The organism is Chromobacterium sp. FG89 (assembly GCF_057808735.1).
In genome coordinates this window covers 25,734-36,304 of record NZ_JBMDIQ010000014.1, presented here as the reverse complement: position 1 = coordinate 36,304, position 10,571 = coordinate 25,734, and the positions used below count along the sequence as shown (strand labels likewise).

The window sequence follows — 10,571 nt, the reverse complement described above, 5'->3', positions numbered from 1 at the left end:
TCATCCCGATAAGGACATCCCATCATGAATACCGAAACTTCCACGACTGTATTCGACGTCATCGTGATCGGCGGCAGTCACGCCGGACAATCCGCCGCCTTGCAGATCGCGCGCGCGCGCCGCCGCGTGCTGGTGATCGACGCCGGCGCGCGCCGCAATCGCTTCGCCGCCCAATCCCACGGCGTGATCGGCCTGGACGGACGCTCGCCCGACGCGATCGCCGCGGACGGCAAGGCGCAATTGCTGGCCTATCCCAACGCGCAATGGCGCGCGGACACCGTGGTCCGGGCCGAGAGCGGCGAGGCCGGCTACGCGTTGCGCTGCGCCTCCGGCCAAAGCTACGCGGCGCGCCAGCTGGTGCTGGCCTTCGGCGTGGTGGACGAATTGCCTGAGCTGGAGGGCCTGCGCGAGCGCTGGGGCGAAAGCGTGTTCCACTGCCCTTACTGCCACGGCTACGAACTGAAGCAGGGCCGCATCGGCGTGCTCGGCGGCGGCCCCCTGTCCTATCTGTCGGCGATGCTGATGCCGGAATGGGGCCCGACCGTCTTCCTGAGCGGCGGCGGCTTCGAGCCGGACGCGGCGCAGCGCGAGGCGCTGGCGCAGCGGGGCGTCGACATCGTGCGCGAACGGATCGCGCGCATCGTGGAGCGCGCCACCGTCGAGCTGGCCGATGGCCGCCGGCTGGCCTTTGACGGGCTGTTCATGATGAACCGCTTCCGCCTGTCCAGCCCGGTGGCGGAGCAGCTGGGCTGCGCGATCGAGGAGGGGCCGCTGGGGCCTTATGTGCGGACCGACGACGCGATGGAGACATCGGCGCCGGGCGTATTCGCCTGCGGCGACATCACGCAGCGGGGCGGCACCGTGGCGCTGGCCATCGGCAACGGCGCGCTGGCGGGCATCGCCGCGCATCGCAAACTGGTGTTCGGATAAGCCGCGCGCGACGGCAGACTTCTTTCTCTTCATGACTGGAAAGCGATTCATGAGTTGGCAAAACCTATGTTTCTCCTGGCTGTTGCGCAGAACGGCCAAATCCCTGACCCGCAAGCCCGGCCTGACCGCCCAGGAAATGCGCGAGCGCAGCGCGAAATGGGCGCGCGGCGAAATCAAGCCGCCGCGCGGCTGGCGGGTGCGCAAGCTGGACGCGGAGGCGCTGCGCGGCGAGTGGATAGAGCCTGAGACCGCCGCGCGGCGCGAGGCGAGCGGGCGGGTGATCCTGTATTTGCACGGCGGCGGCTATTGCTTCTGCTCGCCGCTGACGCACCGGGGCGTGGCCGCCGCGCTGGCGCGGGAGGCGGACGCGCGCGCGTTTTCGCTGGCTTACCGGCTGGCGCCGGAACATCCGTTCCCGGCCGCCGTCGACGACGCGCTGGCGGCGTATCGGGGGCTGTTGGACGAGGGCGTGGCGCCTGAGCGCATCGTGGTCGCCGGCGATTCCTCCGGCGGCGGGCTGGCGCTGGCGCTGCTGCTGTCGCTGCGCGACGCGGGCGCGCCGATGCCGGCCGGCGCGGTCTTGTTCTCGCCGTGGACGGATCTGGCGGCGACCGGGGCCTCGCTGGAAGCGAACGACGCGTCCGACGTGATGCTGAGCGCGGTGGCGGTGAGGAATTTCTCGCGCTACTACCTTGGCGACGCCGCCGCCGATCATCCCATCGCTTCGCCGCTCTACGGCGAGTACGCGGGCCTGCCGGACCTGTTCATCCAGGCCAGCGACAGCGAGGTGCTGCTGGACGACGCCGCGCGCGTGGCCAGCAAGGCGAGCGCGGCCGGCGTCGGCGTGGATTTCAAAGTGTGGCGGCGGCTGCCGCACGCCTGGGCCACCCTGACGCCCATGCTGCCGGAAGCGAGGGCGGCGATCAAAGAAGCCGGCGGCTTCATCCGCAAGGTGGCGCCGTGAACCGCGGCTGGGTGGACGCCGCGCCGGCCGGCCAAGCCGCGGCCTTGCGCCTGTTCTGCTTCCCTTACGCCGGCGGCAGCGCGGCGGTGTACCGCGGCTGGGCGGAGCGCTTGCCGGCCGCGGTCGATGTGCTGCCCATGCATCCGCCGGGGCGGGGGCGGCGCTTTCACGATCCGCTGCGCTACCGGCTGGATCAGCAGGCCGAGGAGGCGACGGACGCGATCGCGCCGCTGCTGGACCGGCCTTACGCCTTGTTCGGGCACAGCATGGGGGCGAGCCTGGCTTTCGAGGTGGCCCAGCGGGCGCGGGCGCGCGGCCTGCCGGCGCCCTGCTGCCTGATCGTGTCCGGGCGCGCCGCGCCGCATCTGCCGCCGAGAGAGCGGCCGATACACGGTTTGCCGGACGATGAGTTTCTGGACGAGGTGATGCGCATGAACGGCACGCCTGCGGAAGTGCTGGCCCATCCGGAACTGGTCCAGGTCATCCTGCCGGTGCTGCACGCCGACTTCGAGGCGATAGAGACTTACCGTCCCGCGCCGCGTCCCCCTTTGAGCTGCCGCATCGTCGCCCTGGGCGGCAGCGAAGAAGAGGGCGGCGTCGAGGCGGCCGCTTCCTGGCAGGGCTATGCCACCGGCGGTTTTCGCAGCGAGATCCTGCCCGGCGATCACTTCTTCCTGAACGGGAGGCCGGAAAGCCTGTTCGCGATACTGAAGGAGGAGCTTGGCCGCGCTGTGTGAGGGCCCGGCCCGCGGCGGCTTACAGGTTCTGGCCGACGCGCCACAGCACGCCGGAGGGATCGTGCAGGCAGAAGTCGCGCATGCCCCAGGGCTGGTCCACGAGCGGGCCTATCTTGGCCGGATAGCGCTCGGTGACGCCCTGGGCCAGCCATTGGCGGTGCCAGGCGTCGACATCGTCGACCAGCAAGTGCAAGACCAGGTTTTCCGCCAATTGCGGATGATAGAAGTCCTGCAGCAGGAAGCTGCACTGGCCATGGACGAAATAGCTGACGCCGTGGCTGTCCGACTTTTGCTCGAAGCCCAGATCGGCGTAAAAGCGCTGCGACAGCGCGTAGTCGCGGGCGGGCACGAAGGCTTTGATTTCAATGCTGCGCAATTGAGACACGGGGAAACTCCTTGCGGTGGTGGGGCGGAAAAAAACCGCTGCGGCAGGGCGCGCAGCGGTTGTCTCGTTTGGGGGCGGGAGCCGGCTTATTGTGCCGGCGCTTCGCCTTCCAGCATGGCGACGCCTTCCAGCCCGGAGCGGAAGACCGCCTGTTGCAGGGTGTCTATCGCCTTCTTGCGGAAGAACTGCTTGCGCGTCACCAACAGCACGCGGCGCTGCGGCGCCGGCGTCTTGAACGGCACCACCGACAATAAGGATTCGTCGGTGGGGCCTATCGAGGTGGACGGCATCACGGTGACGCCCATGCCGCTGGCCACCATGTGGCGGATGGTGTTGAGCGAGCTGCCCTGCAGATTGGCGGCCAGTGTGCCGCCGTGGCTCTGCCGGCTGGCCAGATCGCTGCAGGCCTGCAGCACCTGATCGCGGAAGCAATTGCCCTGGGTCAGCAGCAGGACGCTTTCGTCGGCCAGCTGATTGGCGGCGATGGCGCCCAGCTTTTCCCAGGGATGGCCCTTGGGCGTGGCGACGACGAAGGGCTCGTCGTACAGCGGGCTCGCCACGGTACCGGCCTCGTCGAAGGGGTCGGCCACGATGATGGCGTCCACTTCGCCGCGCTTGAGCATTTCCGAAAGCCGGGAGGTGTAGTTCTCCTCCAGGATCAAGGGCATGTCCGGCGCCAGGATGCGCAAGGCCGGGATCAGCCGCGGCAGCAGATAGGGGCTGATGGTGAAAATCACCCCCAGCTTCAGCGGGCCCACCAATTCGTTCTGATGTTCGCCGGCCAGGCGTTTGACGGTTTCGGCCTCCTCCAGCACGCGTTGCGATTGCTCGATGATGCGTTCGCCGATCTCGGTGACGCTGACTTCCTGGCCGCCGCGCTCAAACAGCGTGACGCCCAGTTCGTCCTCCAGCTTCTTGATGGCGATGGACAGCGTCGGCTGGCTGACGAAGCAGCTTTGCGCGGCGCGGCCGAAGTGGCGCTCCCGCGCCACCGCGACGATATAGCGAAGTTCGGTCAGCGTCATGGCTCAGCGCTGGTGCTCCGGCAGCACGATATTGACTTCCAGCACTTCGAAGTCGTCCTGGCGCTCCACTTGCACCTTGATGTCGTCCAGATTGACCGCGACGTATTTGGAGATCACTTCCATCAATTCGCGCTGCAGCGCCGGCAGATAGTCGGGCGCGCTGCGGCCGTTGCGTTCGTGGGCCAGGATGATTTGCAGGCGTTCTCTGGCAATGGCCGCGGTTTTCTGGCGCTTGCCAAAGATCATTTCGATCAGGGACATGACTTAACCTCCAAAGAGGCGCTTCAGAATGCCCACTTTGGGGGCATCGAGGAAACGCATCGGGCGCTCTTCGCCCAGGAAACGGGCCACCACGTCGGAATAGGCGTCGGCGACGTCCGAGCCTTTCAGGTGGATGGCCGGGGTGCCGGAGTTGGAGGCTTGCAGAACGGTCTGCGACTCCGGAATCACGCCCAGCAGCGGCACGCGCAGAATCTCCTTCACATCGTCCACCGACAGCATTTCGCCCTTGTCGACGCGGCCGGCGGAGTAGCGGGTGATCAGCAGGTGTTCCTTGACCGGCTCGCGGCTTTCTTCCGCGCGCTTGGACTTGGAGGACAGAATGCCCAGGATGCGGTCGGAATCGCGCACCGAGGAGACTTCCGGATTGGTGACGATCAGCGCTTCGTCGGCGAAGTACAGCGCCATCAGCGCGCCTTTTTCAATGCCGGCCGGCGAGTCGCAGACAATGTATTCGAAGCCGGCTTCGGCCAGGTCGTTCAACACCTTCTCCACGCCGTCCAGCGTCAAGGCGTCTTTGTCGCGGGTTTGCGAGGCGGGGATGATGTAGAGGTTGTCGCAGTTCTTGTCCTTGATCAGCGCTTGGTTCAGGCTGGCTTCGCCGTTGACGACATTGATCAGGTCATAGACCACGCGGCGTTCGCAACCCATGATCAGGTCCAGGTTGCGCAAACCGACGTCGAAGTCGATGACGACGGTTTTGTGACCGCGCAACGCCAGGCCGGAGGAGAAGCTGGCACTGGTAGTGGTTTTACCGACGCCACCCTTGCCGGACGTCACAACGATGATTTTTGCCACAGTCGATCCCTTTGAATAATGGCTTGTTACTCGCCGAGCGCGGTCATGACCAGGCGCTCGTTCTCGAGATAGATTTGAGTTGGCTTGCCCAGAATGCTGTCGGGCAAGGCTTGTTCGATAGTTCGATAGACTCCGGCGATGGACACCAGTTCGGCCTCCATGCTGCGGGCGAAAATGCGGGCGCCGGCGTTGCCGCGCGCGCCGGCGAGAGCGCGGCCGCGCAAGGGCGCGTAGATATGGATATTGCCGTCGGCGATCACTTCCGCGCCGGCGCTGACCATGGCCAGCACGATCAGATCGCAGCCCTTGGCGTAGATTTGCTGGCCGGCGCGCACAGGACGGTCGACGATCATGGCGCCGGTGGCCGGAGCCGGTTCCGGCGCGGCGGGCTTGTCGGCGGGTTCCGGCGCGCTTTGCGCCGAGCGCGCCGGCGTGGCGCTGCTGGTGTAGGCCAGGCCGAACTGGCTGGCGACGCCGGCCAGCGCGGTGCTGGGGTGGCGCAGGGCCACCGCGCGGATGCCGCGGCGGCTGAGCATGGGCAGCAGGCGGCCGTAATCCAGCTCGGCCGGGGCGGGCAAGGCTTCCACGTCGAGGACGAAGGCTTCCGCCGGCGCGTCGTGGCCGGTGCCGAAACGCGCGTCCAGCGCCTGGCTCAGTTCGTCCAGGTCGTCGGTGCGCAGCAAGAGCGCCAGCAGATCCAGGCTGGCGGATTTTATGTCGAATGCGTTGGCCGCAGGGCTCATTGTACTTGGCTTCATGTAGATAGATTTATTCTATGGGGCGAGTGTACTGGGTTGCTGACAGGCTTTCAATGGCGTTGCTCGGCTTGGGGCCAAAAGGCCGAAATCGGCCGAGGCGGCGGGCTTGGACGCAGGCAAGTGTTGCAATTGAGGGAATTGTCGCGCGGAGAAGAAAGGAAGCGCGTTTCCGTAATGTCTTTGGAATGTTTGTGTTGCAAAAATTCATGAAAAATAGCGGTTTAGCCGCTTGTGCATTGCAACATTTTCTTGACTCGAGAGAGCCGACCCGCCAGAATGGCAATTGTTGCGATGCAACATCAAGGGCGCAGGTTAAGTTCGCTGTCGTTGCTGAGCTGTCAATTTTGGATATTTTTTAGGAGTCGTCATGTTTACCACTACTCAAGAATTCTCCGCTCTCGGCCAGTCGCAGTTCGACAAGGCCGTGCGTTTCTCCTCCATCGTGCTGGCCGGCGCCGAGCGTCTGGCCGCGCTGCAACTGGACCTGTCGCGCAAGCTGTTGGCCGACAACGCCCAGGCGATCAAGGCGCTGAGCGAAGCCAAGGATCCCAAGGCCTTCGCCGAAGTGCAGAGCAGCCTGGCTCAGCCGTCCATCGATCAGGCTTTCTCCGTGGCGCGCAATGTCTACGACGCCGCGCTGACCACCCAGAATGAACTGGCTGCTTTTGTTGAAGAGCAGATCGCCGAAGGCAATCAGACCCTGCTGAGCAATCTGGACCGTCTGTCCAAGAACGCGCCGGCCGGCTCCGACGCCGCGGTGTCCGCTCTGAAAAGCCTGGTGAACACCTCCAACGCCGCTTTCGAAAGCGTGTCCAAGACCGCCAAGAAAGTCAGCGCGGAAATCGCCGAAGCCAGCGTGGAAGCCGCCACCAACTCCGCCAAGGCCGCCAGCGCCGCCGTCGCCCGCGGCAAGAAGGCGACCAGCGCCGCCTGATTCCGGCCTTGTCGTGAAAAAAAGCCCGCGTTCTCGCGGGCTTTTTAGTTTTTGGGGCTCAGCGGAGCTTGGGCGGCGAAGTCGTCCCATAATTGCCGCCAGGCCTGCTGGCAGCCGTCCGCCTGCACGATCAGCCCGGCCAGGCTGGCGGCGTAGTGTTCTTGCTCCCGCGGCGGTTCGGCGAAGTCCCGCCGCGCCGTCGGATTGTCCTCGGGCAGCTTGCGTTCCCGCAGATAGCGTTGCGACAGGCGCACCAGTTGTTCCCACAGCCGCCATTGCCCGCGCAGCCCGGTTTCCCAGTCCGGCGCGGTTTGCGTGGCCGGGCTGGGCGGCGTCTGCCGTCTCAGCATGAACAGCAGCGCTTCCCAGACCTGGCGGGTGTAGCGCGCGCTGCCCGTCGGGCCGCAGCGCAGCCAGGCGGCCGGCAGCGGCGCCAGCGCGTCCAGCAAGGCCAAGGCGTCGGCGGTCGGCGCGCGGTCGGCGCCCAGCAACAGCATGAAGCCGAAGTCCGAGCCCAGCGCCTGCCAGGCGCCGTCCAGCTCCAGCAACTGGACCTCGTGCTTGCGGCAGAGCCGCAGGCGGGGAGGCAGCGGAGCTTGATGCAGGGGGTCGATATTGATCCAGCAGCCGGAAGACAGGTAAAAGCCTTGCCAATCGCCAGGCAGCCAGGACGGCGGACCGCTCGCGCCGGCGGACGCGGGCAAACCCCGGCTGGCCAGGCGCTGCTGGAGCCAGTGGAGTTGCGGTGCTGAGCCTTGGGCGATATAGGTCACTATGGTTCCGGTTGGGCTGCCCGACGCCATGGCGACGACAGGCGGCGGGGCATGGGGGCCATGTTCGGGGCATTGCGGTCCTGGACGCGGGCGGGCACCCGGAAGCGGTTCACGATCCGCCGCGCGCCGGCGTACGGTCTTTGAGAACCCCTTCGAAGCGCCTATCTGCCGTATGCGCATTCCGCTTTTCAGCCGCAAGGCCTTGTTTTACTTTAGCCCGCGGGGCCGTCGCAGGTTCTAATGGAACGATACCTGCAATGCGGCGACGGGTAAAAGAATTATTTATGGTATTTAGTAACAATCACTTGCTTTTCTAACTGCGGGCGGCCGCGGTGTCCAAGCCTCAGCGATTGTAGCAAATAATGATGGCATATTGCGTTGCAATATCAGCGTTGGCGAATGTGCGGAGGCAAACGCCGGGCATGAAAAAACCGGCGACGCGCGCCGGTTGTCTTGGGATAAGCGCCGAGCGCTTATTTTTCGAAGTTGGCGATGCCGTCGACCAGTTCGGTCTTGGCGTCGTCCAGCGTGCCCCAGCCTTGCACTTTGACCCACTTGCCTTTTTCCAGGTCTTTGTAGTGTTCGAAGAAGTGCACCATCTGGTTGCGCAGCAGTTCCGGCAGGTCTTCCAGTTTCTGGATGGACTTGTACATCGGGCACAGTTTTTCCACCGGCACGGCCACCAGTTTGGCGTCAACGCCGGACTCGTCTTCCATCTTGATCAGGCCCAGCGCGCGACAGCGCACCACCACGCCCGGAGGCAGCGGGAAGGGGGTCACCACCAGCACGTCAACCGGATCGCCGTCGCCGGCGAGGGTTTGCGGCACGAAACCGTAGTTGGCCGGATACATCATGGAAGTACCCATGAAGCGGTCAACCACCAGCGCGTTCCAGTCTTTGTCGAATTCGTACTTGATCGGGGCGGCGTTGGCGGAGATTTCGATGACGACGTTGAAGTCGCCCGGCATGTCTTTGCCCGGGCCGATGCTAGCGAGATCCATCAGGGAATCCTTGTTGAGCGTGTTGAACACAATGTTTCGATAAACCGCGCAATTATAGCAGTAGCTGCCGCGTCGCGTATCGGGCGGGTATAATCGCCGGCGATTGAGTGAGCGCGAGAAAGAGCGATTGATGCTGGACAAATGGATCGTCGAGTTCGACAAGGGGCTGCGCACCCTGTTTGCTTCCGCGCAAAGCCTGCGGCCGCATCCTGACGCGGCGCTGGACGAGGCGGAGCTGGCTGCGGAGGAGAAGCGGCACGCTTTGGGCCTGATGCGGGTGAACCATTGCGGCGAGGTGTGCGCCCAGGCTTTATACCAGGGGCAGGCGCTGACGGCGCGCACGCCGCAGGCGCGCGAAGCCTTGTGCCAAGCGGCGCAGGAGGAGGTGGAGCATCTGGCCTGGACCGAGCGGCGCATTCGCGAGCTGGGCGGCCGGCCCAGCGTGTTCAACCCGCTGTGGTACACCGGTTCGCTGGCGATAGGCGTGGCCGCCGGGGTGTTGGGCGATAAGTGGAATCTGGGCTTTCTGGAGGAAACCGAGCAACAGGTGGGCGCGCATCTGGACAGCCATCTGAAGCTGTTGCCGGAGGCGGACGCCAAGAGTCGCGCCATCGTCGAGCAGATGCGCGACGACGAATTGAAGCATGCGGACATGGCCCACGATCTGGGCGCGGCCCCATTGCCGGCTCCGGTCAAGGGGGCGATGAAGCTGTCCGCCAAGCTGATGACGGGAGCCAGTTATCGGCTTTGACGGATAAGAGCGGCTAACAAAAGTCGGTTTCACGGCCGAAGCAAGGCGCGCCGGCGCAAGGAAGTCGCCGCTCTAAACGAACAGGCCTGGATTCCAGGCCTGTTCGCATGGCGGAGCGGGCGTTTCAGTCGCGCCGGCGCTTGCGCCCCGGCAGGCTGGTGACGATGCCCAGACCGATGATGGCGACGCTGATCAGGCCGGTGAGCACTTCGCCCAGCTCTACATGGAGCGCGGCGGCGAACATGATGGCGACCAGGGCGCCGATGGCCCAGAACGCGGACGTCTCCAGGTATTTGAACTGGCCGATGATGTTGCGCTCCACCAGCAGAATGGTCATCGAACGCACGAACATCGCGCCTATGCCGAGCCCGGCGGCGATCAGCCAGAAATTATTGGTGATGGCGAAGGCGGCGATCACGCCGTCCATGGAGAAACTGGCGTCCAGCGTTTCCAGATAGACGAAGCCGATCAGGCCGTTTTTGGCCGCGGCGGTCTGAATGTCCATGCCGCCGAACAGCTGCTTGAACACATGCAGCGCCATGAACACCACATAGCCCCAGAAACAGCTGCTGAGAAACTCCATCTTCTGCCCGGCGGGAATGGCGGCGGCCACCAGCGCGATCAACAGGATGGCGATCATCGACTGCGCGTTTTCAACCGAGCCCAATCGGGCCAGCAGCGGCTCGACGGCCGGCAGCCAGTGTTCGTCCTTTTCCTTTTTGACGAAGTATTCCACCACCACCATCAGCAGGAAGGTGGCGCCGAAGCCCATGATCATCAGATGCGAGTCGTGCATGATCTGCTGGTAGCGCAGCGGTTCGCGGGTGGCGATGGAGAAGGCCTCGAGCAAGGGCGTGTCGCCGGCGACGGCGACGATGAGCAGCGGAAACAGGATGCGCATGCCGAACACGGCGACGGCGATGCCCACCGTCATGAAGAGTTTGCGCCACAAGGAGCTCATCGCCTGCAGCACGCTGGCGTTGACGACCGCGTTGTCGAAGGAAACGCTGGTTTCCAGAATCGCCAGCACCAGGGCGGTGACCAGGAAAGAGCTGGCCATGGCGGGGCCGCCCAGCTGGAAGCCGTACCAGCCGGCGGCGGCCAGCACGACGACGCTGAACAGCAGCGAGCCGGTGAAGTAGGAGAGCGTGGTGCGCATGAATGAATTCGCCTTGTTGTGCAGGACGAGCCAGGCCCGCCCGGCGCCGGCGTCGGGAGCGGCGCCGGCGGGTGATG

Annotated in this window: 14 protein-coding genes; 6 read left to right on the top strand and 8 right to left on the bottom strand. The window is 65.1% G+C overall.

Going from position 1 to position 10,571, the window contains the following annotated elements:
• Nucleotides 1–24: 24 nt before the first annotated feature.
• From ACODRW_RS14855 to ACODRW_RS14845, 3 genes are read left to right on the top strand one after another with little or no spacing between them, the layout of a single operon-like run.
• Nucleotides 25–930 carry an NAD(P)/FAD-dependent oxidoreductase gene (locus tag ACODRW_RS14855; RefSeq protein ID WP_235087339.1) on the top strand — a complete coding sequence of 302 codons (906 nt, stop codon included), beginning with the start codon at nucleotides 25–27 and terminating at the stop codon, nucleotides 928–930.
• Between the two features lie 49 nt (nucleotides 931–979).
• Nucleotides 980–1,894, top strand: coding sequence for an alpha/beta hydrolase (locus ACODRW_RS14850; protein WP_235087341.1), 915 nt, complete (start codon nucleotides 980–982; stop codon nucleotides 1,892–1,894).
• Nucleotides 1,891–2,631 (top strand): thioesterase II family protein, encoded by a 741-nt coding sequence (locus ACODRW_RS14845; RefSeq protein ID WP_488878390.1) that lies wholly within the window; start codon nucleotides 1,891–1,893, stop codon nucleotides 2,629–2,631. The genes ACODRW_RS14850 and ACODRW_RS14845 overlap by 4 nt, the downstream gene beginning before the upstream one ends.
• Before the next feature lie 19 nt (nucleotides 2,632–2,650).
• Here ACODRW_RS14845 and ACODRW_RS14840 read toward each other — a convergent pair whose 3' ends face one another.
• The 5 genes from ACODRW_RS14840 to minC form a co-directional block, all read right to left on the bottom strand.
• Complete coding sequence (locus ACODRW_RS14840) at nucleotides 2,651–3,016, bottom strand: VOC family protein (RefSeq protein WP_227104384.1); 366 nt, start codon at nucleotides 3,014–3,016, stop codon at nucleotides 2,651–2,653.
• Nucleotides 3,017–3,102: 86 nt separating this feature from the next.
• On the bottom strand, nucleotides 3,103–4,041 hold the full coding sequence (locus ACODRW_RS14835; protein ID WP_107798540.1) for a LysR substrate-binding domain-containing protein: 939 nt from the start codon (nucleotides 4,039–4,041) through the stop codon (nucleotides 3,103–3,105).
• A gap of 3 nt (nucleotides 4,042–4,044) precedes the next feature.
• Nucleotides 4,045–4,302 (bottom strand): cell division topological specificity factor MinE, encoded by a 258-nt coding sequence (gene minE / locus ACODRW_RS14830; RefSeq protein WP_019104116.1) that lies wholly within the window; start codon nucleotides 4,300–4,302, stop codon nucleotides 4,045–4,047.
• Nucleotides 4,303–4,305: 3 nt separating this feature from the next.
• A complete protein-coding gene (gene minD, locus ACODRW_RS14825) occupies nucleotides 4,306–5,118 on the bottom strand; it encodes a septum site-determining protein MinD (protein WP_048409059.1) in 813 nt (270 codons plus the stop codon).
• A 26-nt stretch (nucleotides 5,119–5,144) separates the two neighbouring features.
• On the bottom strand, nucleotides 5,145–5,861 hold the full coding sequence (gene minC / locus ACODRW_RS14820; protein WP_107798541.1) for a septum site-determining protein MinC: 717 nt from the start codon (nucleotides 5,859–5,861) through the stop codon (nucleotides 5,145–5,147).
• Between the two features lie 32 nt (nucleotides 5,862–5,893).
• Between minC and ACODRW_RS14815 the strand changes: the two genes are divergently transcribed.
• Together ACODRW_RS14815 and ACODRW_RS14810 are read left to right on the top strand one after the other, a co-directional pair.
• Nucleotides 5,894–6,235: a hypothetical protein gene (locus ACODRW_RS14815; RefSeq protein ID WP_227104382.1), complete on the top strand. Its 342-nt coding sequence runs from the start codon at nucleotides 5,894–5,896 to the stop codon at nucleotides 6,233–6,235.
• A gap of 8 nt (nucleotides 6,236–6,243) precedes the next feature.
• Nucleotides 6,244–6,810, top strand: a complete 567-nt coding sequence (locus ACODRW_RS14810; RefSeq protein ID WP_107798542.1) for a phasin family protein — start codon at nucleotides 6,244–6,246, stop codon at nucleotides 6,808–6,810.
• A 44-nt stretch (nucleotides 6,811–6,854) separates the two neighbouring features.
• On the opposite strand, the gene ACODRW_RS14805 is transcribed toward ACODRW_RS14810, so the two are convergent.
• Together ACODRW_RS14805 and ppa are read right to left on the bottom strand one after the other, a co-directional pair.
• Nucleotides 6,855–7,583: a hypothetical protein gene (locus tag ACODRW_RS14805; RefSeq protein WP_107798543.1), complete on the bottom strand. Its 729-nt coding sequence runs from the start codon at nucleotides 7,581–7,583 to the stop codon at nucleotides 6,855–6,857.
• Between the two features lie 473 nt (nucleotides 7,584–8,056).
• The gene (gene ppa, locus ACODRW_RS14800) at nucleotides 8,057–8,584 is read right to left on the bottom strand and encodes an inorganic diphosphatase (protein WP_107798544.1); all 528 of its coding nucleotides are present in this window, start codon (nucleotides 8,582–8,584) and stop codon (nucleotides 8,057–8,059) included.
• 130 nt (nucleotides 8,585–8,714) lie between these two features.
• Here ppa and coq7 point away from each other — a divergent pair, with 130 nt between their 5' ends.
• Nucleotides 8,715–9,335 carry a 2-polyprenyl-3-methyl-6-methoxy-1,4-benzoquinone monooxygenase gene (gene coq7, locus ACODRW_RS14795; protein WP_488906073.1) on the top strand — a complete coding sequence of 207 codons (621 nt, stop codon included), beginning with the start codon at nucleotides 8,715–8,717 and terminating at the stop codon, nucleotides 9,333–9,335.
• 124 nt (nucleotides 9,336–9,459) lie between these two features.
• Here coq7 and ACODRW_RS14790 read toward each other — a convergent pair whose 3' ends face one another.
• Nucleotides 9,460–10,494: a DUF475 domain-containing protein gene (locus ACODRW_RS14790; protein ID WP_107798546.1), complete on the bottom strand. Its 1,035-nt coding sequence runs from the start codon at nucleotides 10,492–10,494 to the stop codon at nucleotides 9,460–9,462.
• Nucleotides 10,495–10,571 lie beyond the last annotated feature (77 nt).